A 25,001-nucleotide genomic window follows, 5' to 3' on the forward strand; every position below is an offset into this window, starting at 1 on the left:
GACAGTAGGGTCAGTTCATAGAAGGCGAGCCAACTCTGTGGAGGCCGCCGTAACACCCACTAATAAAGACAATAGGGGTCGTCATGGATCAACCCAGTGCAAGCCCGCAGCGCAGCTATACCCGTGGTTCCCAGAACAAAGTGTTGTTAGCGATGACCATCGGCGAGAAGTTCGATCAGACCGTCGCGCAATACCCGGCCGGGGAAGCGCTGGTCGTGCGCCATCAGCAGTTGCGCTACACCTGGCAGCAACTGGCCGATGCCGTCGACCTGCACGCCAGAGCCCTGTTGGCGCTGGGTTTGCAGGCCGGCGACCGCCTCGGTATCTGGGCCCCGAATTGCGCGCAGTGGTGCATCAGCCAGTTTGCCAGCGCGAAGATCGGCGTGATCCTGGTCAACATTAATCCGGCCTATCGCAGCTCCGAACTCGAATACGTGCTGAAGCAATCCGGCTGCCAATGGCTGGTCTGCGCCGGTGCTTTCAAGACCTCCGACTATCACGGCATGCTGCAAGGCCTGGTGCCTGAATTGGCGGAGCAATCCATCGGAAAGCTGCACAGCGAACGCCTGCCGGAATTGCGCGGCGTCATCAGCCTGGATGCGCAACCACCGTCGGGTTTCCTGCCGTGGTCGCAATTGGGCGATCTCGCTGTCAGCGTGTCCGCTGAACAATTGCGCGAACGCCAGGACAGCTTGAACTTCGACCAAGCGGTGAACATCCAGTACACCTCCGGCACCACCGGTTTCCCGAAAGGCGCGACCCTCAGTCACTACAACATTCTCAACAACGGTTACATGGTCGGTGAAAGCCTCGGGCTGACCGCCGATGATCGCTTGGTGATCCCGGTGCCGTTGTATCACTGCTTCGGCATGGTCATGGGCAATCTCGGCTGCATCACCCACGGCAGCACCATGATTTACCCCAACGATGCGTTCGATCCGCTCTTGACCCTGACCACGGTAGCCGAAGAAAAAGCCACCGCGCTCTACGGCGTGCCGACCATGTTCATCGCGATGCTTGATCAACCCAAGCGCGCCGAGTTCGATCTGTCGAGCCTGCGCACCGGGATCATGGCCGGGGCGACCTGTCCGATCGAGGTCATGCGCCGGGTCATCAGCGAGATGCACATGAGCGAAGTGCAGATTGCCTATGGCATGACAGAAACCAGCCCCGTGTCTTTGCAGACCGGTCCGTCGGACGAATTGGAGTTGCGCGTCACCACTGTCGGCCGCACCCAGCCGCAACTCGAAAGCAAGATCATCGACGAAGCGGGCAACCTGGTGCCGCGCGGCACCATTGGCGAACTGTGCACCCGCGGTTACAGCGTGATGCTCGGCTACTGGAACAACCCGCAAGGCACCGCCGAAGCCATCGATCAAGCGGGCTGGATGCACACCGGCGACCTGGCGAGCATGAACGACGAGGGTTACGTATGCATCGCCGGGCGTAACAAGGACATGATCATCCGCGGCGGTGAGAACATTTACCCGCGTGAGCTGGAGGAGTTCTTCTTCACCCATCCGGCAGTGGCGGACGTGCAGGTGATCGGGATTCCGTGTTCGCGCTATGGCGAAGAGATTGTTGCCTGGATCAAGTTCCACCCGGGCCACAGTGCGACCGAGCAAGAGCTGCAAGCCTGGTGCAAGGAACGCATCGCGCACTTCAAGACGCCGCGTTACTTCAAGTTTGTGGAAGAGTTTCCGATGACCGTGACCGGCAAGATCCAGAAATTCCGGATGCGCGAGATCAGTACCGAGGAATTGCGCGAAAAGCAGGGCTGATAAATTCTCTCTGGTGGGAGCCCGCCTGCTGGCGATAGCGGAGTGTCTGAATCACCGCAATCGACAGCAGGCTGGCTCCCACAGGGGCGGTGGTGAAAACACAAATCGCAGAAAGCACAAAGGGGAGCCGAAGCTCCCCTTTAATTTTCGTTGCGCGTGCTCTTTTTTTATTATTGAGGGGCGGTCTGTTGTTGTTTTTAGTGACCGTGGCCCTTTACCGCTGTTTTTGTCGATCCCCATCCGGGATCAAGAGCAAACGTATTTTTTTGAGCGCTGATCTACTTTTTCGCTAAGCGATCCAACCAGTTCGGGAGCTACCTGAAGGTAGTTTTATTGTTCTCTGCCCGGTTGCGGGTTACTTCGAAAAGCACCCTGAAAAGCACATCCTCTCCAAAAAAATCTGTTAGCTGCGTCTCTGCCGTGTTGTTTTTGTTATGTCAGAGTCGTTACGTCTTATTTTTATTAGGTTTGCCGCTTTTTTTGTTCTTGTTATGCAGTAGAGATAGCAGAAGCCGTGCCAACTTTTAAAAATCGTTATAAATCAAATAGTTAAGATTTTGTCGGATTTTTCCTTCGGGCGAAACCAGACAATTTGTTTCCGTGTTACTCGCTTACGCCCCACGTTTCAGGCGCAGCGGTAACACCCCCACGCCTCACTTTGCGCTGCGAGCCTTGGCCACGCGCGAACCGGTTGGTCGCCCCAGCACCGCGCAAATCTGCTGACCAGCCAGAATCAGAGCGTCCAGATCAATGCCTGTCTCGATGCCCAAGCCGTTGAGCAGGTAAACCACGTCTTCGGTGGCCACGTTACCGCTGGCACCCTTGGCGTATGGGCAGCCGCCGAGGCCGGCGATGGAGCTGTCGAACACCGAGATGCCTTCCAGCAGGCTCGCATAGATGTTGGCCATGGCCTGGCCATAGGTGTCGTGGAAGTGCCCGGCGAGTTTTTCACGCGGCACCTCGGCCGAGACCACGTCGAACATCTTGCGGGTCGCGCCGGCGGTGCCGGTGCCGATGGTGTCGCCCAGAGAGACTTCGTAGCAGCCCATGGCGTAGAGCTCGCGGGCGACCCGTGCGACTTGTTCCGGGGCGACGTTACCTTCGTAAGGGCAACCCAGCACGCAAGACACATAACCACGCACGCTGACGCCATGTTGTTTGGCGGCGTCCATGATCGGCACGAAGCGCTCCAGGCTTTCGCTGATCGAGCAATTGATGTTGCGTTGGGAAAACGCTTCGGAGGCCGCCGCGAACACCGCGACTTCCTTGACCCCGGCCGCGATCGCATCCTCAAACCCGCGCAGGTTGGGGGCGAGGGCGCCATAGGTCACGCCCGGTTTGCGCTGGATCTGCGCGAACACTTCGGCGGAACCGGCCATTTGCGGCACCCACTTGGGCGAAACGAAACTGCCGACTTCTATATAGCCGAGGCCTGCAGCGGTCAGCGCGTCGACCAGTTGCACCTTGTCGGCAACGCTGATGGGTTGGGCTTCGTTTTGCAGACCGTCGCGGGGACCGACTTCGACCAGGCGTACGTGAGTGGGTAGGGACATGGGAATCGACCTGTGCTGATTGTCTGAATATTCAGAAAACCCTATAGGAGCGGGCCTGTGTGGTGAGGGGATTTATCCCCGTTCGGCTGCGAAGCAGTCGCCAAACCGGTGAATTCGGTTTATCTGAGATACGTGGTCTCAGGTTAGGGGGCCGCTTCGCGACCCAACGGGGATAAATCCCCTCGCCACAGTTGCTCCCACAGGGGACTGTGTTGACTTACTGAATCGCTTCCTGGCTCTTGATCGTCTGCTCCAGCGCCTGGGTGCAGCGCTCCTGCGCCGTGTCCAGTTCCAGCTTCATCTGCTCGATGTCGAGCATCTGCTGCTCCAGCTGTTCGCGGCGCTCGGCGATCTTGCTCAGCATGGTTTGCAGTTGTTTCTGGTTGCCGCCGGTCGGGTCGTAGAGTTCGATCAGCTCGCGGCATTCGGCCAGGGAGAAGCCAATGCGCTTGCCCCGCAGGATCAGCTTCAAGCTGACCTTGTCACGGGGCGTATACACGCGTTCCTGGCCACGCCGCTCAGGGCTGAGCAGGCCTTGCTCTTCATAAAAGCGAATGGCCCGCGTGGTGATGTCGAGCTCGCGGGCGAGGTCGGAAATGCTATAGGTCTGGCTGCTCATGGAAGCGCTCGAAGAAGGTCATGGCGCTAAGCTAATGGCAGGTTGACGTTTACGTCAAGGGGCAGGGATCTTCATTGATATCACTGGCCTCTTCGCGGGCAAGCCCGCTCCCACAGAGATCGCGTTATACCTGTGGGAGCGGGCTTGCCCGCGAAGAACGATAACGCGGTCCAAAGCCCTAAACCTTATCGAGCTTCTTCTCATGCGCCGTCACTTGCTGGCACAACTCAATCATTTGTTCGCGCATCCAGCGGTTGGCCGGGTCCTGGTCGGTGCTTTCGTGCCAATAGAGGTGCGTTTCCACCGGCGGCACGTCGTTGACCGGCAAGTTCACTGAGTACAAGTCATGACGACGGGCAAAGCGCTCCGGCACGGTCATGACCATGTCGGTCTGCTGCAACACCTGGGATGCCATCAGATAATGCTGCGAGCGCAGGGCGATCTTACGCTGGATGCCCATTTTCCCCAGGGCCAGGTCGACATGCCCCAGGCCGCTGCGGCGGCTGGAAATATGAATGTGCGTCAGCGACAAATAATCATCGAGGGTGAATTTCTCCTTGCCCGCCAGCGGATGACCCTTGCGCATGGCGCAGACGTAACGGTCTTCCATCAACTTGACGTGACGCACCTGCGGGTCGGTATTGAGCGGCGCATCGACGGCGAAATCCAGACGACCGGCCGCCAGTTCCTTGGTGGTCTCGCGGCGCTTGGACAGAAAACTTTCGATGATCACCGTCGGCGCCAGGCGACGCAGGCGTTGGAACAGTGGGGGCAGAATCACCGCTTCGGTCAGGTCGGTCATGCTGATGCGATACGTCTTGACCGCCTGCAACGGGTTGAAGATCCGGCTTTCCTGCACCGACACCCGCAACAGGGAGAGGGCGTTACGCACTGCCCCGATGATGTTCTGCGCCATCGGCGTCGGCACCATGCCCTGCGCAGTACGCACGAACAACGGGTCGTTGAAGGTCTCGCGCAGGCGGGCCAGAGCGTTTGAGACGGCTGGCTGGGTAATGCCGACAATCTGCCCGGCGCGGGTCAGGTTGGCTTCGGTGTAGATCGCGTCGAAGACGATGAAAAGGTTGAGGTCGACCTTGCTCAGATTCATTACGCGGCTCTCTTGTTGTAGGGGCGTTTTTGGCCTTGATGATCAGCCGATCATATATCGGTGATGAATGTTAATACACGCCGAGAATAGGCTAGGTAAATTTTCGTAGCTGTTCTAGCATCGATTACATGACCTGAACAACTCCTCTGAACCCAGTCAAAAAGGTAGAGCTGCCCATGGATTTCGCTTATTCGCCCAAGGTGCAAGAACTGCGTGAGCGCGTGACCGCGTTCATGGACACCTACGTTTATCCCGCCGAAGCGGTGTTCGAGCGCCAGGTCGCCGAAGGCGATCGCTGGCAGCCGACCGCGATCATGGAAGAGCTCAAACTCAAGGCCAAGGCTGAAGGGTTGTGGAATCTGTTTCTGCCGGAGTCCGAACTCGGCGCCGGCCTGACCAACCTCGAATACGCGCCATTGGCGGAAATCATGGGCCGTTCGCTGCTCGGTCCTGAGCCCTTCAACTGCTCCGCGCCGGACACCGGCAACATGGAAGTGCTGGTGCGTTACGCGAACGAAGAGCAGAAGCAACGCTGGCTCGAACCGCTGCTACGCGGCGATATTCGCTCGGCGTTTGCCATGACCGAACCGGACGTCGCTTCGTCCGACGCCACCAACATGGCCGCCCGCGCTGTGCGTGACGGCGACGAGTGGGTGATCAACGGCAAGAAATGGTGGACCTCAGGCGCCTGCGACCCGCGCTGCAAGATTCTGATCTTCATGGGCCTGAGCAATCCCGACGCGCCGCGCCATGCCCAGCACTCGATGATTCTGGTACCGGTGGATGCCCCTGGCGTGAAGATCGTTCGTCCGTTGCCGGTGTTCGGCTACGACGACGCGCCTCACGGCCACGCCGAAGTGCTGTTTGAAAACGTCCGGGTGCCGTACGAAAACGTTCTGCTGGGCGAAGGGCGCGGCTTCGAAATCGCTCAAGGTCGCCTTGGCCCTGGCCGCATTCACCACTGCATGCGTTCGATCGGCATGGCCGAACGTGCGCTGGAGTTGATGTGCAAACGTGCGGTGAGCCGTACCGCGTTCGGTAAACCGCTGGCACGCCTGGGCGGCAACATCGACAAGATCGCCGACTCACGGATGGAAATCGACATGGCACGCCTGCTGACGTTGAAAGCGGCGTACATGATGGACACCGTCGGCAACAAAGTGGCGAAGAGCGAGATCGCGCAGATCAAAGTCGTCGCGCCGAACGTGGCCTTGCGGGTGATCGACCGGGCGATCCAGATGCATGGCGGGGCGGGGGTTTCCAACGATTTCCCGCTGGCCTACATGTATGCCATGCAGCGCACCCTGCGCCTGGCCGACGGCCCGGACGAAGTGCACCGCGCGGCGATCGGCAAGTTCGAGATCGGCAAGTACGTGCCGAAAGAGATGATGCGTAGCGGGCAGTAACCCTGTGGGCTGTTGTGGCGAGGGAGCTTGCTCCCGCTGGGGCGCGAAGCGGCCCTGAAATACGGCAACCCGGTGTTTCAGATGTACCGGGTTGCCTGATTTTGCGACTGCTGCGCAGCCGAGCGGGAGCAAGCTCCCCCGCCACATTTGTTCGCATGCAGGTTCAATACACCCAAACCTCAACCCGCCGATTCTTGATCCGCCCCTCATCCGCGCTATTCGCCGCCACCGGCATCTCGGCGCCAAAACCGCGGATCTCGCGAAACACCACGCCGCTTTTCACCAGCTCCCGCCGTACCGCCATCGCCCGCAACTTCGACAACAGGTCGGCACGCGCCGGATCACTCTTGGCATCACCAAACCCAACCAGCGTCACCTGTCGATTGGTTTTGTCACGCTGCTTTATATAGTCGAGCACCCGCGACAAGTCTTGTCGGGCCTTGTTGTCCAGCGTCGCGCTGCCTTCCTCGAAGCGGAAATTCACCGACAACCGTTGGGCGTGGCGACTTAGCGCTTGATAACCCTCGGGCATCAAGGCGTTCGGCGTGACACTCATGGCTTGCACGGTCTGCGCGATAAAACCGTTAGACGCGACGATTTCCTGCCCTTTGCTGCTTTGCGCGAACGCCACCAACGCTTGTGCCCACGGATTTTTCCCGTTGGGTGGCAGGTAAAAGAACAACCGCCGGGACAGCGGATAATCTTCCGTGGCAATCAGGTTATTGAGCGGCAACATGGCCTGGGACTGGCCATCGGCAATCGCCACGGCTTTGGCTTGGCGCACGTATGGCAAACCGATAAAACCGATGCCTTGCGGATCCTGGCTGACGGCGTCGGACAATTGCTCGCTGGATTCGAAGCGTTTCGCGGCGTTACTCAGCGTTTTCCCACGACGACTGAGGACCAATTCCTTGAAGGTGTCGTACGTGCCCGACTGATCATCCCGCGCATACAGATGAATCGTCCCACCACGGCCGCCGAGTTCTTCCCAGGTTTTTGCCTCGCCGCTGAAGATTCGCGCCAGTTGTTCGGTGGTGAGTGGGTTCAGCGGATTTTGCGGATGGAGGATGATCGCCAGTCCATCGATGGCGATGACTTGTTCCGCGCCGGGGCTTTTAAAGTCGCCCAAGGATTTGAGGTCTTCCCGTTCGCTGTCCTTGATCGGGCGCGAGGAGGCAGCAAGATCGGCGGAGGCGGTTTTCAGGGCGCTGAACCCGGTGCTGGAACCATGGGCCGCGACGTCCACCACAACCCGGCGTCCCTGAATGGTTTCGCCGACGATGCGTTGTTCGTTGGCTTTATCCGGGATTTCGCTGTGGACCTTGATGAGGCCCTGTTCGCGCATCAGGCCTTCGACCAGCGCCGGCCCCAATGCGGCGCCGATGGTGTTGGAGCCCTGGATGCGCAGGACCGGGCCGTTTTCGGGTGTCGGCAAATCGCCGGCCGAAGCCGTCAATGGCAAACAGGCGCACAGCATCAACAGGAACGATATGCGCAGCGTCATGCCGGCACCTTGTTTGGCCAAAGGAAGTGCCGGGAGAATAAGTCAGTAAGATTTCTAAAAGATGACAGCTGCTAAATGTGGGAGATTCTATGTTGCCCGGCAACCCTGAATTCTCAGGCTGACAGGTATTCGCTCTGATTTTTCATCAGGGCAAATGCCACTCGACAGAGCTTTCGGGCCAAGGCAACCAAGGCCTGGGTTTTCGAGAAGCCTCTAGCCAGGTATGCCTCGTAAAACGGCTTCCATTTAGGCGAGCGACACGCCGCCATTGCGGCGTTGTACGCCAAACGACGAACCTCCGGATCTCCTTTTTTGGTCAGGTACCGCTGCCCATTCTTCTTGCCGGAGTCTTCGACTGCCAAGTCCATTCCCAGGAATGCGATGAACGCATCGCTGTTCGCAAAATCGCCCCGCATAAAGGTCGTCGCCAACCCGGTTGCGGTCAGTTCCCCAACGCCTTCGATGGCTTTGCAGCGATCAATATTCGCCTCAATTCCCGCCTCTTTGCTGACCTTGCGCAGCAGTTTCTGAATCGCCTGATCCGCTTGCTTGAACGCCTTCTGCTGAGCGACCTGCACTTTCTTCAACAAGGGTTCATTGGCCCAACTCAACATCAGCCCAGCATGGTTCTGGATCAGCGTTGCACGTCTGTGAAGCAGGCTTTTCAGCGAGCTGTAGGCCTTGGGTGGCGGGCTCCAGACCCGCAGTTTGCTTTGTTCATTCTCCAGGTAACGCGCCAGCAAACGCGCATCGCAGGGATCGTTCTTGGCTCGTTGGCCAACGCCACGGCGGTAATGACTCACGCGATAAGCATCCACCACGTAGACCTGATGACCCATCTCATGGGCCAGCTCTACCGTGTCCAAGTGGTAGATGTTGGTGGCTTCAACGGCGATAGCACTTTGGGCAGGCAGGGTTTTAAGCCAACGCTTGAGGGCGGTTCGATCGTTCTTGATGTCTTGAATGATTTGCAGGTCGGTGCGATAGACAGCAATTTGGGCCTTGGCGATATCGATACCAACAACCGTCTGCGAAGTAAGGATTGTCATGACGAATCCTCGGAGCTAGGGTTTAAGTGCTTGTTGGGGTCTACCGTTGCGCTGGCTTGTCTCTATCGTCGGTTTACCGATGAATTCCTTATCGGCGCTTTGGGTAGAAGGGGCGGGACGAGAAGTCTCCCACAGTCTGTACTGGTCAGAGTCAGAATCGAGTCTGTAGTCCCACCCACCCCTTCAAGTCTAAACATACAAGCGAGCCTGTGGTGAGGGGATTTATCCCCGTTGGGGCGCGAAGCGGCCCTGAACCTGTGATTACGGTCTCTCAGAAGAACCGCATTCTCCGGTTTTACGACTGCTTCGCAGCCGAACGGGGATAAATCCCCTCGCCACAGTTCGCTCCCACAGTTGATTTATGTAGATGTCGAGAGGATCAGCTCAACTCAAGCCAGATCGGCGCATGATCCGATGGTTTTTCCATCCCGCGCAGTTCGTAATCCACGCCTGCATCCTTCACCCGCGGCAACAGTCCATGGGACGCCATGATCAGGTCGATCCGCAGCCCGCGCTTGGGCTCGTCCTCGAAGCCGCGGCTGCGGTAGTCGAACCAGCTGAAACGGTCGGCCACGTCCGGGTTCAAGTGGCGGAAACTGTCCACCAGGCCCCAGTTCTTCAGGCGGGCCATCCACTCGCGTTCTTCCGGCAAGAAGCTGCATTTACCGGTTTTCAGCCAGCGTTTCATGTTGTCCGGGCCGATGCCGATGTCGCAGTCTTCCGGGGAGATGTTCACGTCGCCCATGACCACCACCGGCTGTTCATTGCTGAACTGGCTTTCCAGCAACTGTTGCAAGTCGCCGTAGAAACGCTCTTTGGCCGGGAACTTGGTCGGGTGATCGCGGCTTTCGCCCTGTGGGAAATAGCCGTTCATTATGGTCACCGGCACGCCATTGGCGTCGGCGAACGAGCCCCAGATGAAGCGGCGCTGGGCGTCTTCTTCATCGGTCGCGAAACCTTTATGCAGCGCAATCGGTTCTCTACGGGAGAGCAGGGCGACGCCGTAATGGCCTTTCTGCCCGTGGAAATACACGTGATAACCCAGCGCCTGAACCTCGGCCAGCGGGAACTGGTCGTCGTGGACCTTGGTTTCCTGCAGCCCGATCACGTCCGGCTGGTGCTTTTCGATCAGCGCCGCCAGCTGATGCGGGCGAGCGCGCAGCCCGTTGATGTTGAAGGAGACGATCTTCATGGTCGGCAGTCCTGGCAAAAGGGCGATGCTAGCTGACCTGTAGGAATCGGGCCAGTCCAGTCGATGAAGATCCAGCCTTGGTCTATACCTGTGGGGGAACTGTATTACCACCCAAAGGCTCGTACCAATAAGAGCGCCGCCATTTTGAGCGGCGCCCGGGGGAGATCTACCGTTATGCCCGAAACCTCGACCGCCATAGCCGATATCCACATGCTCGACAGCGGCTACGCCCACGAAGCGCGCTCCCTGCTTTACCACGCTTACCGGCACGAACCGACCTTCGGCTACCTGTTCGAGGCTGAACGCCCCGGCTACGAGCATCGCGTGCGGGCGACGGTGCGGGAACTGGTCAAGCAACACTTTCTCCAGGACTTGCCGGCCATCGGCTTGCTGGTCAACGACCGCCTGATCGGCATCGCCCTGATCGCGCCGCCACAACGTCGACTGGGCATCACTGAAAGCTGGGCCTGGCGCTTGCGCATGGTGCTCAGCACTGGTTTCCGTTGCACCCGCCGCTATCTGGATTACCACGCCGCCGTTGCTGCTTGCGTGCCGTCCGACTCGGTGCATGTCCTGCCGTTGCTGGGGATTCATCCGCAGTTCCAGGGCAAGCACTTTGGCGAGCAACTGCTGCAAGCAGTGCACAACTGGTGCGCCGTGGATGAAACTTCCGAGGGCGTGATCCTTGATACCGGGAATCCACGTTATCTGGAGTTCTATAAACGGCAGGGCTACGAGGAAATCGGCGAGGTCGCCGTCGGACCGATCCGCGAACACGTGTTTTTCCACGCCAATCCCCAGGTGTTACAAACAGCAACGGCATAAAGGTAGAACTTTCACGCCACGCCAGGCTCTATCACGCTCCCAAGCTCGTGATAGCATCCGCGCCTATGAAGTTTCCAGGAAGAATTACCAGTGGCGTGCTGATGCTGATCACCAGCTGCGCGGCACTGGCGCAAAGTGAATTGGATGTGCGGATCAAACCGTCCAACGATGAACTGAAAGCCAATATAGAGGGCTATATCGGCAGCCTCGGCGGCCGTGACGAAGAAGCCTTGCTGCGCTTCAGTCGTGGCGCCGAGGAACAGGCGCGCAAGGCCGCCCAGGCCTTGGGGTATTACCAGCCGCAGATCGACAGCGACGTGAAGGGCGGCAAGACGCCGCGCCTGATCCTCAACATCGATCCTGGCGAGCCCGTGCATTTGCGCAATGTCACGATTCGCGTCGACGGCCCGGCGGCCTCGCTCAAATCCTTTCGTGTCCCCAAAAGCGCTGCGCTGACAACCGGCGCGGTGCTTAACCATGGCCGTTATGAAGACGCCAAGAAACTGATCCAGAATCAGGCCTCGCGCTATGGCTTCTTCAGCGGCCACTTCACTCATCAAACATTGTCGGTGGACCCGCGTGCCGGCGTCGCCGACATCGACCTCGTCTACGACAGCGGTCCGCGCTATGCGCTGGGCAAGGTCAGTTTCGAGGGTGACACGCCGTTCGATGAAGACCTGCTGCGGCGCATGGTGCCGTTCAAGGAAGGCGCACCTTACGACTCCGAGCTGATCGCCGAACTCAATCAGGCGATGCAATCGAGCGGCTATTTCGAAAGCGTGCGGGTGGATGCAGCGCCGACGGCGTCGAAGAACGATGTAATCCCGGTCGACGTCAAACTCGAAACCCGCAAACCACGGACTATGGGCCTGGGGCTTGGCTATTCCACCGACGTCGGCCCCCGGGTCAAGGCCAACTGGACCCGGCACTGGGTCAACCCGCAGGGTCACAGTTATGGCTGGGAGACCGAAGTTTCGGCGCCCCGACAGAACGTCGGGGTGTTCTACGACATCCCTCTGGACCCGCCGCTGACCGACAAATTGCGTTTCGCCGGCGGTTACCAAAACGAAGAAATTGCCGACAAGGACTCCCTCAGCAAACTCCTGACCCTCGGCCCTGAGTGGCACAGCAAGTTGCCCAGCGGTTGGCAGCGCGTGGTGTCGCTCAAGTGGCAGCGCGAGGAATACCGGCTCGGCGACGACTCGGGGCTCAGCACGTTGCTGATGCCCGGCGTCAGTTATTCCTACCTGAAAAGCGACAACCGCATCGACCCGCACAACGGCTATCGCCTGGAATTCGAGACCAAAGTGGCCAAGGAAGGCCTGGGTTCGGACACCAACCTGGTCTACGGCACTGCGTTGGTCAAAGGCTTGACCACGGTCTTCGATAAACACCGTTTCCTTGGTCGAGTGCAGGTCGGCGGCAGCGCCACCAACGGCTACAAATCCGTGCCGCCGTCGTTGCGCTTTTTCGCCGGTGGCGATCAGAGCGTGCGCGGCTACGACTATCAAAGCCTGTCCCCGGAAAACTCCGATGGCGACCGCATCGGTGGCCGCTACATGATCGCCGGTAGCGTCGAATATCAGTATTCCGTGGCCGAAAAATGGCGGGTCGCGACCTTCGTTGACCAGGGCAACTCCTTCAATACACTCGAACTGCCGAACCTCAAGACCGGCGTGGGCATCGGCGTGCGCTGGGTTTCCCCGGTGGGGCCGATTCGCCTCGACCTGGCCCACGCGATGGACGACGACGGCGGCATTCGACTGCACTTTTCCATGGGGCCTGAGCTGTGAAGCGTGGTTTGAAGATAACGCTGCTGGCGATTCTGGCGCTGCTGATGCTGGTCATCGTCGCCGTGACCACGGTGCTGGGCACAGCGACGGGCAGCCGTTGGGCGCTCGGCTGGGTGCCGGGTCTCACTGTGGAGAATTTCCAGGGCCGACTGGGCGGGCAGTGGAGTGCCGATCATCTGCTGTGGCAGCAGGACACCAGCCGGGTTGAGCTGAGCAAACCGATATTCGCCTGGTCGCCGCTGTGCCTGTTGCGCATGACCTTGTGCATCGAGCAATTGAAGGCCGATCAGGTCAGCCTGCAATTCCCGCCGGGCACTGAAGAAGACAGCGACGGGCCGATCACGCTTCCGGATCTGGACTTGCCCCTGGCGATCGAACTGGGTGATGTGCAGGTCGGCAGTCTGTTGTTCAACGGCAGCGAAGAACTCAAGGGCTTGCAACTGGCCGCGCACTGGACGGCGCAGGGCTTGCAGATCGACTCGGTGAAGTTGCAGCGTGACGAGCTCAGCCTGAACCTGTCCGGCCTGCTGCAACCCAGCGGCAACTGGCCGCTCAAGGCCGAAGGCACGTTGACCTTGCCGGCTCCCGAGCCTTGGAGCCTGGCGTTGAAGGTGGACGGTGACCTGCTGAAAACCCTGAACCTGAAAGCCGACAGCAGCGGTTACTTGAATGGCCAGCTGACTGGCGAGCTGCAACCGCTGGTCGACAACCTTCCGGCGAAAGTACGGATCACCGCCGATGGCTTCAAGCCCAGCGCCGATTTGCCGGAAACCTTGCAACTCAATCAACTGGAGCTCACTGGCGACGGCGACCTGAAAAACGGTTACCAGTTGCTCGGCAAAGCCACGCTGCCTGCTGAAAAAGGCCCGGTGGCCCTGGTGCTGCAAGGCAAGGTCGACGCCAACGGCGCACAGATTGCTGCCCTCGATCTGACCGCCAACGACAAGCAAAACCTCAAACTCACCGGTAACCTCGACTGGAGCAAAGGCCTGAGCGCCGACGCGAAAATCGATTGGCTGGATTTCCCCTGGCACCGTCTCTATCCGCTGATCGACGAGCCTGAAGTGGCGTTACGCAGCTTCAATGGTGAAGTTTCCTACACCGACGGAAAATACATCGGTCACTTCAAATCGGCACTCGATGGCCCGGCAGGTGCGTTCAGCCTCGAAAGCCCGTTCAGCGGCGACCTGACAAAAATCTATCTGCAACAAATTCAACTCGAAGCCGGGCAGGGCAAGGCGGCAGGGCATCTGAACCTGCAATTTGCCGATGGCATTGCCTGGGACACCGCGCTCGACCTCTCGGCGATCAACCCGGCGTATTGGGTCGCGGAGTTGCCGGGGACGCTGGCCGGACCCTTGCGCAGCAAAGGCGAGATGAAGAATGAAAAACTCAGCCTGAACGCCGACCTCGACCTCAAAGGCAAACTGCGCGGACAACCGGCGGTGCTTCAGGCCAAGGCCGATGGCGCCGGTGAACAATGGAACCTCAACGCGCTGCACATCCGCCTCGGTGACAACAGCATCAACGGCAAGGGCAGCCTGCAACAGAAGCTCGCCGGGCAGATCGACATCAAGCTGCCGCGCCTGGCCCAACTCTGGCCGCAACTGCGCGGTCAGCTCAACGGTCGCCTCGACGTCGCCGGCACGCTCAAAGCGCCGCAAGGCAAGCTCGGGCTGCAAGGCACGCAACTGGCCTTCCAGGACAATCGCCTGCAAAGCCTGAACCTGGACGCGACCCTCGATAGCGCGCAACGGGCGAAAATCGACCTCAAGGGCAGCGGCATTCAGGCCGGTGACACCTCGCTGGGCACGCTGACCGCCCGCGGCCAGGGCGATATCAAGAACCAGAAACTTACCCTGGATCTGCAAGGGCCGAAGCTGAAACTGGCGCTCGGCCTGGACGGCAATCTGGACAAGGGCAACTGGCGCGGACGCCTGGCCAGCGGCGATATCCAGGCCGGTGGTCAGGACTGGAAGTTGCAAGGTCCGGCGAAACTTGAACGGCTGGCGGACGGCAAGATCAACTTTGGCGCCCATTGCTGGATGTCTGGCGCGGCCAGTCTGTGTGGCGAAGACCAGCGTCTGATGCCGGAGCCGAAGCTGCGTTATCACCTCAAGCAATTCCCGATTGAAAGCCTCGCGCAATGGTTGCCGAAGGAGTTCGCCTGGAAGGGCCGGCTCAATGCCGACCTGCAACTGGACCTGCCGGCCAGCGGCCCGAACGGCCAGATCAGCGTCGATGCCAGCGGTGGCACGTTGCGCATGAAGGAAAAGGATCAGTGGCTGGACTTCCCGTACCAGACCCTGAAACTCACCAGCAAACTCACGCCTAAACGCATCGACACCGATCTCAATTTCGTCGGCGGCAAGCTCGGCGAACTGATGGTGCAGGCGCAGATCAATCCGCTGCCGAAAAACAAACCGCTTACCGGTTCGTTCCGTCTCACCGGACTGGATCTGTCGGTGGCGCGGCCGTTTGTGCCGATGGTCGAGAAACTCACCGGGCGTTTGAATGGTAGCGGCACGCTCTCCGGCGATCTGCTGGCGCCGCAGGTAAACGGCAATCTGCTGCTCAGCGACGGCGAAGTGTCCGGGCCTGAACTGCCGATGGAGTTGCAGGGCTTGCAGCTTCAAGCGCAGATCGCCGGCGAAGCGGTGCAATTGAACGGTGGCTGGAAAAGCGGCAAAAGCGGGCAGGGCAGTCTTAACGGCAACATTGCCTGGGGTCAGGCGCTGGTGGTGGATCTGACGCTCAAGGGCTCGCAATTGCCCGTCACCGTCGAACCGTACGCCAAGCTGGAAGTGGCGCCGGACCTGAAAATCTCGATGAAGGATGAGCAACTGGCGATCGCCGGCAAAGTGCGGGTGCCCAAGGGCGAGATCACCGTGCGCGAGTTGCCTCCGTCCACGGTCAAGGTCTCCGATGACACGGTGATCATTGGCCAGCAGACCGAAGAGGGCAAACCGCCGCTGGCCATGAAGATGGACATCGACGTGGTGGTGGGTGAGGACAAACTCAGTTTCGCCGGGTTTGGCCTGACCGCCAACCTGCAAGGGCACGTGCACATCGGCGACAACATGGACACCCGCGGCGAGCTCTGGCTTAACGACGGCCGTTACCGGGCGTACGGTCAGCGGCTGACGGTGCGCCGTGCGCGGCTGCTGTTCGCCGGGCCGATCGATCAGCCGTATCTGGACATCGAGGCCATTCGCCAGACCGACGACGTGATCGCCGGCATTCGCCTCAGCGGCAGCGCCGAGCAGCCGACCACGCAGATCTTCTCCGAGCCGGCGATGAGCCAGGAGCAGGCGTTGTCCTATCTGGTGCTGGGGCGTCCGCTGAGCAGCAACGGCGAAGACAACAACATGCTGGCCCAGGCGGCGCTCGGGTTGGGCTTGATGGGCAGCTCTGGGGTGACCGGCAAACTGGCCAACGACCTGGGGATTCAGGACTTCCAGCTCGATACTCAGGGCAGCGGCAACACCACCAGCGTCGTGGCCAGCGGCAATATCTCCGAGAAGCTCAGCCTGCGTTATGGCGTGGGCGTGTTCGAGCCGGCCAACACCATTGCCTTGCGCTACAAGCTGAGCAAAAAGGTCTACCTCGAAGCCGCCGGCGGCGTGGCCAGTTCGCTGGATATCTTCTACAAGCGGGATTTCTAAGTCCCGCATTCTCCAAATCCGAGTCGCTCCCATCGCGGGCAAGCCCGCTCCCACAGGTTTAGCGAGATCCCTGTGGGAGCGTGCTTGCCCGCGATGGCGTCAGAGTATTCACCACAAAAATCCGCGCCTTTTATCAACTGAATAGCAAGCAACCTAACTATTACGTTGACATTCGCTGCCTAGGCAGTAACATCTCGACATACATTCTCTGCCTAGGCAGCTAATTGGTGGTCAGATGAAACACTTCACCCCAGACGAATTCCACACTTGCCATCTCGGCCTCCTGCTCGGGCGCGCTGCGCTGCTCAAGGACCGGATCATCGACACGCACATGGAACCCCACGGCATCACCGCTGCGCAGTTCAAAGTGCTGATCATCATGGCCCAGTTCGGCGTCGATACCCCGGCCGAGCTGTGCCGGCACCTGTCGCTGGACAGCGGTTCGATGACTCGCATGCTCGACCGTCTGGAACAGAAAGGTTTCCTCGCCCGCCAACGTTCCGAGGCGGATCGCCGTCAGGTGCAACTGGTGCTCACCGAGCAAGGCCAGCAATTGACTGACCGCCTGCCGGAGATCGGCGCTGATGCCATGAATGAACTGGCTGGCGCGATCACACCGGATGAGCTGAAAACCCTGGAACAGATCCTCAAGAAAATCCTTGTGGCGGCCGGTGACTCGATCACCTTGCTGCGGGTAGGTGACAAATGAGCAGTAAAACCCTGCGTGTCGGCCTGAGCCTGGTGCTGGCGGCCATGACCCTGGCCGGTTGCGCCAGTTACAGCGGCCTGAATACCGAAGGCGTCAGCCTTGATGCGACAAACCTCAAGGCCGGGCAATCCCTCAGCGGCGTGACCCTGTCGCCCGCGGCCTGGCCGAAAAGCGACTGGTGGACAAGCCTCGGCGACCCGCAACTCGACGGCCTGATCCGCGAAGCCTTGCACGACAGTCCCGACATGCAAATCGCCGACGCTCGCGCCCATCAGGCCAGCGCCGCCGCGTACGCCGCCGATGCCGCGCGCATGCCGACCCTCGATGCCAGCGCCGGAGTCAGCCGTTCGCGCCTGGCACGAGATCAAGACCCGAGCGGGCAGGGCGGTACGTATTCCACCGTGCGCAACATCGGTGCCAGTTTCAATTACAACTTCGACCTCTGGGGCGGTCAGCGGGATGCCTGGGAAGCTGCGTTGGGCGAGGCCCGTGCGGCCGAAGTCGATCAGCAGGCCGCACAACTGACCTTGTCCGCCGACGTCGCCCGCGCCTATAGCGACCTGGGGCAGGCGCACATCGTCTACGACCTGGCCAACGAAGACCTCAAACGCACCAAACAAATGCTCGACCTGAGCCAGCGTCGCCTGAGCTCGGGGATCGACAGCCAATACCAGTTCCAGCAAACCGAAAGCCTGGAAGCGAGTTCCGAAGCGAGCCTGATCGACGCCGAAAAGCGCCTGCAAAGCGCGAAGATTGCGTTGGCCGTGCTGCTCGGCAAAGGCCCGGATCGCGGCAATGAAATCGCCCGGCCGAAGATCCTGCAAGCCAGCGCCGTTGCCTTGCCATCGGTACTGCCCGCCGAGTTGCTCGGTCGTCGTCCAGACCTAGTGGCTGCACGCTGGCGGGTCGAAGCCGCGAGCAAGAACATCGCCGCCGGTAAAACCCAGTTCTACCCCAACCTCAACCTGAGCGCGGCGGCCGGTGCCGAGTCGTTGCTGGGTGATGCGATGTTTGGTTCGGCAAGCCGTTTCTTCAACGTTGCACCGACGATTTCCGTGCCGATTTTCGACGGCGGCCGCCTGCGTGCCGACCTCGATTCCCGCGACGCCGATTACGACCTCGCGGTGGCGCAGTACAACAAAAGCCTGGTGAAAGCCCTGGGTGATGTCAGTGACACCATCAACCAGTTGCGCGATATCGGCCGGCAGATCGGGGCGCAGCAACACGCCACCGACATTGCCCAGGATTCTTACAACACCGTGGTCCAGCGGTACGGTTCCGGCATCGGTAACTACCTGGACGTGCTCAGCATCGAGCAGCAATTGCTCCAGGCCCAGCGTCAGTTGGCCAACCTGAATGCCGAGCAGATCGACCTGTCGATCCAACTGATGCAGGCGCTGGGCGGCGGCTTCCAGGGCGAAACCCTGACCGCAGCCAACGTACTCCCAGCCACGCAGCACAACTAATTCAAGGTATTTGTCATGGCCACCGCCGAAACGACAACACAAACTCCTGACAACGCTCAAGACACCAGCAATCCGCGCAAGCGCAAAGTCATGCTGGTCGTGCTCGCGATCGTCGTGATCCTCGCCGGTGTCGGTGTCTGGGGTTATCACGAACTCTACGGCCGCTGGAACGAAAGCACCGACGATGCCTATGTGAACGGCAACGTGGTGGAAATCACCCCGCTGGTCACCGGCACCGTGGTCAGCATCGGCGCCGACGATGGCGACCTGGTCCATGAAGGCCAGGTGCTGGTCAATTTCGACCCGAACGACGCCCAGGTCGGTCTGCAAAGTGCCCAGGCCAACCTGGCCCGCACCGTGCGTCAGGTGCGCGGCTTGTACAGCAACGTCGATGGCATGAAAGCCCAGGTCAACGCCCAGCAGGCCGAAGTGCAAAAGGCCCAGGACAACTTCAATCGTCGGAAAAACCTCGCCGCTGGCGGGGCGATTTCCCAGGAAGAACTGTCCCACGCCCGTGACGACCTGACCTCGGCGCAAAACGCCCTGGCCAACGCCAAGCAGCAACTGAAAACCACCAGCGCGTTGGTGGATGACACGGTGGTCTCGTCGCATCCGGACGTGATGGCGGCGGCTGCGCAATTGCGTCAGGCCTACTTGAACAATTCCCGCAGTACCTTGATCGCGCCGGTCACCGGTTACGTGGCCAAACGCTCTGTGCAACTGGGCCAGCGCGTCCAGCCGGGCACGGCGCTGATGGCGGTTATTCCGCTGGATCAGCTGTGGATCGACGCCAACTTCAAGGAAACCCAGCTGCGTGACATGCGCATTGGCCAACCGGTCGATATCGAAGCCGACCTCTACGGCAGCGACGTGAAGTTCAGTGGCACCATCGACAGCCTCGGCGCCGGCACCGGCAGCGCGTTTGCCCTGCTGCCTGCGCAAAACGCCACCGGTAACTGGATCAAGATCGTGCAGCGGGTGCCGGTGCGGATTCACATCAACGCCGAACAACTGGCCAAGCACCCGTTGCGCGTAGGCCTGTCGACCCAGGTTGATGTGAACCTGCATGACCAGAGCGGCCCGGTGCTGGCGCAACAGCCGCCGCAAAAGGCTTCGTTCAGCACCAACGTCTACGACCGTCAGTTGGCTGAAGCCGACGCGATGATCACGCAGTTGATCCACGACAACAGCGCAGCGGTCAGCAAAACCGCGCAGCGCTGATTGCCATCCGCCAACCCTGTGGGAGCGAGCTTCTGTGGTGAGGGGATTTATCCCCGTTGGGTCGCGAAGCGGCCCCAAAAGCTTTGCGACTGCTTCGCAGCCGAACGGGGATAAATCCCCTCGCCACACAAGCTCTCTTGCCACAAAAGCTCGCTCCCACAAGGTCAGCTGCGTCTGTAAAAGGCGCTGCGCCCATCAGGTTTCAAAGGATTTGCGATGAGCAATAACGCGTCTTTCACGCCGCCCAGCCTGCTGCTCAGCACCATCGGCCTGTCGCTGGCGACTTTCATGCAAGTGCTCGACACGACCATTGCCAACGTGGCGCTGCCGACGATTTCCGGCAACCTGGGTGTGAGTTCGGAGCAGGGCACCTGGGTGATCACTTCGTTTGCGGTGAGCAACGCCATCGCGCTGCCGCTGACCGGTTGGCTCAGCCGGCGCTTTGGTGAAGTGAAGCTGTTTCTCTGGGCGACCATTCTGTTTGTGCTGGCCTCGTTTCTCTGCGGCATCTCGACCTCGATGCCCGAGCTGATCGGCTTCCGGGTGTTGCAAGGCCTGGTGGCCGGTCCGTTGTACCCGATGACCCAGACGCTGCTGATTGCGGTCTATCCGCCGGCCAGGCGTGGCATGGCCCTGGCGTTGCTGGCGATGGTCACGGTGGTCGCGCCGATTGCCGGCCCGATCCTCGGCGGCTGGATTACCGACAGTTACAGCTGGCCGTGGATCTTCTTCATCAACGTGCCAATCGGCATCTTCGCGGTGATGGTGGTGCGTCAGCAACTCAAGGCACGCCCGGTGGAAACCAGCCGTCAACCGATGGATTACGTCGGGCTGATCACTTTGATCATCGGCGTCGGCGCGTTGCAGGTGATCCTCGACAAGGGCAACGACCTCGACTGGTTCGAATCGAACTTCATCCTCATCGGCGCGGCGATTTCAGTGATCGCGCTGGCGGTGTTCGTGATCTGGGAAATGACCGACAAGCATCCGGTGGTCAACCTGCGGCTGTTTGCGTATCGCAACTTCCGCATCGGCACCATCGTGCTGGTGTTGGGTTATGCCGGGTTCTTCGGCATCAATCTGATCCTGCCGCAATGGCTGCAAACCCAGATGGGCTACACGGCGACATGGGCGGGGCTGGCGGTGGCGCCGATCGGGATTCTGCCGGTGTTGATGTCGCCGTTTGTCGGCAAATATGCGCACAAGTTCGACCTGCGGCTGCTGGCCGGTCTGGCGTTTTTGGCGATTGGCCTGAGCTGTTTCATGCGCGCCGGGTTCACCAACGAAGTGGACTTCCAGCACATCGCGCTGGTGCAGCTGTTCATGGGTATTGGCGTGGCGTTGTTCTTCATGCCGACCTTGAGCATCCTGATGTCGGACCTGCCACCGAGCCAGATCGCCGACGGCGCTGGTCTGGCGACGTTTCTGCGGACGTTGGGCGGTAGTTTCGCGGCGTCGCTGACCACATGGATCTGGATTCGCCGGGCGGATCAGCATCACGCCTATATGAGCGAAAGCATCACCACTTATGAACCGGCGACCCGTGAGGCACTGAATGCGCTGGGCGGGGCGGGCAACCCGGCGTATGCGCAGCTGGATCATGTGCTGACCAGCCAGGCGTACATGCTCTCCACCGTGGATTACTTCACGTTGCTGGGGTGGGCGTTCATGGGTTTGATCGTGATTGTGTGGCTGGCGAAACCGCCGTTTGCCGCGAAGGCAGGGCCAGCCGCCTCCGGCCATTAAGTCAACACGCGGCAAATGTGGGAGCGGGCTTGCTCGCGAAAGCGGTGTGTCAGTTGATACAAGTGCTGGCTGACAGGACGCCTTCGCGAGCAAGCCCGCTCCCACAATGGGATCTGTGGTGATCTGTCAGTTGGTGGGGGCTGCCAGTTGTGGCGGCGGGGTGAAGTCGAAGGGGGCCAGGGCAAACCCTTGCTCATCCACCTGCAACGCCCAGCCTTGACGGTCCCAATCCCCCAGCACAATGCGTTTGGCTGCTTGCTCGCCAATCTGCAACTTGTGGATGGCGGGGCGATGGGTGTGGCCATGGATCAAGGTCTTCACGCCATATGCCTGCATGATCCGCGGCACTTCGTCTGGCGTGACATCGACAATGTCATTGGCCTTCATCCGCGTCTGGGCCCGGCTTTCGCTGCGCAGTTTGCGCGCCAGTTTATGCCGTGCGCGCAGTGGCAAGTGCCGCAGGATGAACAGGGTGATCGGGTTGCGCAGATAGCGACGCAGCTTCATATAAGCCTCGTCGCGGGTGCAGAGGCTGTCGCCGTGCATCAAGAGCACCGGCTCACCGTTGAACTGCACGACACTCGGGTCCTTCAGCAATGTGCAGCCGGCCTGTTTGCAAAAGGCCTGGCCGAGCATGAAGTCGCGATTGCCGTGCATCAGAAAAATGGCCGTGCCGCTGTCGCTAAGATCGCGCAGGGCCTGGCAGATGGAACGCTGGAATGGCGTCATGGCATCGTCGCCAATCCACGCCTCGAAAAAGTCGCCCAGAATGTACAGCGCACTCGCCGAGCGGGCGCGTCCGGCGAGCAAATCCAGAAACGCCCGGGTAATGTCCGGGCGCTCCTCTTCCAGATGCAAGTCTGAAATCAGCAGTATCACGCTTCGATGATCTCGGCTTTCTCGATGATCACGTCTTCTGCTGGCACGTCCTGGTGGCCGGACTTCATGGTGGTGGAAACACCTTTGATCTTGTCGACAACGTCGGTGCCTTCAACGACTTTGGCGAATACGGCGTAGCCCCAGCCCTGAGTGGTCTTGGCGCTGTGGTTCAGGAAGCTGTTGTCAGCTACGTTGATGAAGAACTGGGCGGAAGCCGAATGCGGCTCCATGGTGCGAGCCATGGCGACGGTGTATTTGTCGTTCGGCAGGCCGTTGTCGGCTTCGTTCTGGATGCTTGGGCGCTTGTCTTTCTTTTCTTTCATGCCTGGCTCGAAACCGCCGCCCTGGATCATGAAGTTACCGATGACGCGGTGGAAAACGGTGTTTTCGTAGTGACCGGCGTTGACGTACTCGATGAAGTTGGCAACGGTCAGCGGTGCCTTTTCAGCGTTCAGTTCCAGGACGATGTCGCCATGGTTGGTGGTGAGTTTGACTTGGGTCATGATCGTGGACTCTTTTAGGAGATGCGTTTTATATGAATTCGTGGGTTTCGGGGCGTTACAGCCCCCAACCGGTCTGGCCAGCAACAGCCAAGGTGCGCAGTTTAGCGTGCCGGGCGCGAATTTCGAGGCTGTTTTTCATTTGCATCCGATTAAATGCAGCCGTTTTCGGGCCTGCTCTGTCAGCGACTTGACGGCATCGGCTATGATAAGCCCCTTTGTTTTAACAGCCGCTTTGATTTGGCCAACTGGCCGCGCACTTGTACGTTCAAGGATCCTATGAGCAAGCCCACTGTCGACCCTACCTCGAATTCCAAGACCGGCCCTGCCGTGCCGGTCAATTTCCTGCGCCCGATCATCCAGGCGGACCTGGACTCGGGTAAGCACACGCAGATCGTCACCCGTTTCCCGCCTGAGCCCAACGGCTACCTGCACATCGGTCACGCCAAGTCGATTTGCGTGAACTTCGGCCTGGCCCAGGAATTTGGCGGCGTCACGCACCTGCGTTTCGACGACACCAACCCGGCCAAGGAAGACCAGGAATACATCGACGCGATCGAAAGCGACGTCAAATGGCTGGGCTTCGAATGGTCCGGTGAAGTGCGCTATGCCTCGCAGTATTTCGACCAGCTGCACGACTGGGCCGTCGAGCTGATCAAGGCCGGCAAGGCCTACGTCGACGACCTGAGCCCGGAACAGGCCAAGGAATATCGTGGCACGCTGACAGAGCCAGGCAAGAACAGCCCGTTCCGTGACCGCTCCGTGGAAGAAAACCTCGACTGGTTCGCCCGCATGCGTGCCGGCGAATTCCCGGACGGCGCACGCGTGCTGCGGGCCAAGATCGACATGGCTTCGCCGAACATGAACCTGCGCGACCCGATCATGTACCGCATCCGTCACGCGCATCACCACCAGACCGGCGACAAGTGGTGCATCTACCCGAACTATGACTTCACCCACGGTCAGTCGGATGCCATCGAAGGCATCACCCACTCGATCTGCACCCTGGAGTTCGAAAGCCACCGTCCGCTGTACGAGTGGTTCCTGGAGAACCTGCCGGTCCCGGCGAACCCGCGTCAGTACGAATTCAGCCGCCTGAACCTGAACTACACCATCACCAGCAAGCGCAAGCTCAAGCAACTGGTCGATGAAAAGCACGTTCATGGCTGGGACGATCCGCGCATGTCCACGCTGTCGGGCTTCCGCCGCCGTGGCTACACGCCTGCGTCGATCCGCAATTTCTGCGACATGGTCGGCACCAACCGTTCTGACGGCGTCGTCGATTTCGGCATGCTCGAGTTCAGCATCCGTCAGGATCTGGATCAGAACGCTCCGCGCGCCATGTGCGTGCTGCGTCCGTTGAAGGTGGTGATCACCAACTACCCGGAAGACCAGGTCGAGAACCTCGAACTGCCGCGTCATCCGCAGAAAGAAGAACTGGGCGTGCGCAAGCTGCCGTTCGCCCGTGAAATCTACATCGACCACGATGACTTCATGGAAGAGCCGCCAAAAGGCTACAAGCGCCTGGAGCCGAACGGCGAAGTGCGTCTGCGCGGCAGCTACGTGATTCGTGCCGATGAAGCGATCAAGGACGCCGACGGCAACATCGTTGAACTGCGTTGCTCCTATGACCCGGAAACCCTCGGCAAGAACCCTGAAGGCCGCAAGGTCAAAGGCGTGGTGCACTGGGTGCCGGCCGCGGCCAGCGTCGAGTGCGAAGTGCGTCTGTACGATCGCCTGTTCCGCTCTGCGAACCCTGAGAAGGCCGAAGACAGCGCCAGTTTCCTGGACAACATCAACCCTGACTCGCTTCAAGTCCTCACCGGTTGTCGTGCTGAGCCTTCGCTGGGCAATGCACAGCCGGAAGACCGTTTCCAGTTCGAGCGCGAAGGTTACTTCTGCGCGGATATCAAGGACTCGAAACCAGGTGCTCCGGTATTCAACCGTACCGTGACCTTGCGTGATTCGTGGGGCCAGTGATTCAA

At 60.0% G+C, this 25,001-nt stretch carries 18 protein-coding genes; 10 read left to right on the top strand and 8 right to left on the bottom strand.

Going from position 1 to position 25,001, the window contains the following annotated elements:
- Positions 1 to 83: 83 nt before the first annotated feature.
- Positions 84 to 1,781, top strand: a complete 1,698-nt coding sequence (locus ACA053_RS10560) for an AMP-binding protein (RefSeq protein WP_497395351.1) — start codon at positions 84 to 86, stop codon at positions 1,779 to 1,781.
- A gap of 653 nt (positions 1,782 to 2,434) precedes the next feature.
- On the opposite strand, the gene ACA053_RS10565 is transcribed toward ACA053_RS10560, so the two are convergent.
- The 3 genes from ACA053_RS10565 to ACA053_RS10575 all read right to left on the bottom strand — a co-directional run bounded on the left by ACA053_RS10565 (position 2,435) and on the right by ACA053_RS10575 (position 5,061).
- Entirely contained in the window at positions 2,435 to 3,334 is a 900-nt protein-coding gene (locus ACA053_RS10565) for a hydroxymethylglutaryl-CoA lyase (protein ID WP_497395353.1), read from the bottom strand.
- Between the two features lie 217 nt (positions 3,335 to 3,551).
- Positions 3,552 to 3,953: a MerR family transcriptional regulator gene (locus ACA053_RS10570; RefSeq protein WP_497395355.1), complete on the bottom strand. Its 402-nt coding sequence runs from the start codon at positions 3,951 to 3,953 to the stop codon at positions 3,552 to 3,554.
- Positions 3,954 to 4,131: 178 nt separating this feature from the next.
- The gene (locus ACA053_RS10575; protein ID WP_497395357.1) at positions 4,132 to 5,061 is read right to left on the bottom strand and encodes a LysR family transcriptional regulator; all 930 of its coding nucleotides are present in this window, start codon (positions 5,059 to 5,061) and stop codon (positions 4,132 to 4,134) included.
- A 176-nt stretch (positions 5,062 to 5,237) separates the two neighbouring features.
- On the opposite strand from ACA053_RS10575, the gene ACA053_RS10580 reads away from it, so the two are divergent.
- Positions 5,238 to 6,467, top strand: coding sequence for an acyl-CoA dehydrogenase (locus tag ACA053_RS10580; protein ID WP_497395359.1), 1,230 nt, complete (start codon positions 5,238 to 5,240; stop codon positions 6,465 to 6,467).
- A gap of 163 nt (positions 6,468 to 6,630) precedes the next feature.
- Here ACA053_RS10580 and ACA053_RS10585 read toward each other — a convergent pair whose 3' ends face one another.
- The 3 genes from ACA053_RS10585 to xthA all read right to left on the bottom strand — a co-directional run bounded on the left by ACA053_RS10585 (position 6,631) and on the right by xthA (position 10,212).
- Positions 6,631 to 7,971 carry a substrate-binding domain-containing protein gene (locus ACA053_RS10585; RefSeq protein WP_497395361.1) on the bottom strand — a complete coding sequence of 447 codons (1,341 nt, stop codon included), beginning with the start codon at positions 7,969 to 7,971 and terminating at the stop codon, positions 6,631 to 6,633.
- A gap of 113 nt (positions 7,972 to 8,084) precedes the next feature.
- Positions 8,085 to 9,020 (bottom strand): IS110 family transposase, encoded by a 936-nt coding sequence (locus ACA053_RS10590; protein ID WP_497312732.1) that lies wholly within the window; start codon positions 9,018 to 9,020, stop codon positions 8,085 to 8,087.
- 379 nt (positions 9,021 to 9,399) lie between these two features.
- Positions 9,400 to 10,212: an exodeoxyribonuclease III gene (xthA, locus tag ACA053_RS10595; RefSeq protein WP_109629360.1), complete on the bottom strand. Its 813-nt coding sequence runs from the start codon at positions 10,210 to 10,212 to the stop codon at positions 9,400 to 9,402.
- Between the two features lie 174 nt (positions 10,213 to 10,386).
- Here xthA and ACA053_RS10600 point away from each other — a divergent pair, with 174 nt between their 5' ends.
- From ACA053_RS10600 to ACA053_RS10630, 7 genes are all read left to right on the top strand, one after another.
- Positions 10,387 to 11,037: a GNAT family N-acetyltransferase gene (locus ACA053_RS10600; protein WP_461954808.1), complete on the top strand. Its 651-nt coding sequence runs from the start codon at positions 10,387 to 10,389 to the stop codon at positions 11,035 to 11,037.
- 65 nt (positions 11,038 to 11,102) lie between these two features.
- Positions 11,103 to 12,830, top strand: coding sequence for an autotransporter assembly complex protein TamA (locus ACA053_RS10605; protein WP_497317063.1), 1,728 nt, complete (start codon positions 11,103 to 11,105; stop codon positions 12,828 to 12,830).
- Positions 12,827 to 16,495 carry a translocation/assembly module TamB domain-containing protein gene (locus tag ACA053_RS10610; RefSeq protein WP_497395363.1) on the top strand — a complete coding sequence of 1,223 codons (3,669 nt, stop codon included), beginning with the start codon at positions 12,827 to 12,829 and terminating at the stop codon, positions 16,493 to 16,495. The genes ACA053_RS10605 and ACA053_RS10610 overlap by 4 nt, the downstream gene beginning before the upstream one ends.
- A 235-nt stretch (positions 16,496 to 16,730) precedes the next feature.
- Positions 16,731 to 17,204, top strand: a complete 474-nt coding sequence (locus ACA053_RS10615) for a MarR family winged helix-turn-helix transcriptional regulator (RefSeq protein WP_010458806.1) — start codon at positions 16,731 to 16,733, stop codon at positions 17,202 to 17,204.
- Positions 17,201 to 18,670, top strand: coding sequence for an efflux transporter outer membrane subunit (locus tag ACA053_RS10620; protein WP_497395365.1), 1,470 nt, complete (start codon positions 17,201 to 17,203; stop codon positions 18,668 to 18,670). The genes ACA053_RS10615 and ACA053_RS10620 overlap by 4 nt, the downstream gene beginning before the upstream one ends.
- A 15-nt stretch (positions 18,671 to 18,685) precedes the next feature.
- Entirely contained in the window at positions 18,686 to 19,891 is a 1,206-nt protein-coding gene (locus ACA053_RS10625) for an HlyD family secretion protein (protein WP_497395367.1), read from the top strand.
- 216 nt (positions 19,892 to 20,107) lie between these two features.
- A complete protein-coding gene (locus ACA053_RS10630) occupies positions 20,108 to 21,637 on the top strand; it encodes a DHA2 family efflux MFS transporter permease subunit (protein WP_109629372.1) in 1,530 nt (509 codons plus the stop codon).
- Positions 21,638 to 21,763: 126 nt separating this feature from the next.
- Here ACA053_RS10630 and lpxH read toward each other — a convergent pair whose 3' ends face one another.
- Together lpxH and ACA053_RS10640 are read right to left on the bottom strand one after the other, a co-directional pair.
- Positions 21,764 to 22,516, bottom strand: a complete 753-nt coding sequence (gene lpxH, locus ACA053_RS10635; protein WP_497395370.1) for a UDP-2,3-diacylglucosamine diphosphatase — start codon at positions 22,514 to 22,516, stop codon at positions 21,764 to 21,766.
- Positions 22,513 to 23,019: a peptidylprolyl isomerase gene (locus ACA053_RS10640; protein ID WP_109629376.1), complete on the bottom strand. Its 507-nt coding sequence runs from the start codon at positions 23,017 to 23,019 to the stop codon at positions 22,513 to 22,515. The genes lpxH and ACA053_RS10640 overlap by 4 nt, the downstream gene beginning before the upstream one ends.
- A 276-nt stretch (positions 23,020 to 23,295) precedes the next feature.
- On the opposite strand from ACA053_RS10640, the gene ACA053_RS10645 reads away from it, so the two are divergent.
- Positions 23,296 to 24,996: a glutamine--tRNA ligase/YqeY domain fusion protein gene (locus ACA053_RS10645; RefSeq protein WP_497317075.1), complete on the top strand. Its 1,701-nt coding sequence runs from the start codon at positions 23,296 to 23,298 to the stop codon at positions 24,994 to 24,996.
- The last annotated feature ends 5 nt before the right edge of the window (positions 24,997 to 25,001 follow it).

The sequence above is a fragment of the Pseudomonas sp. LBUM1672 genome, from assembly GCF_059695655.1.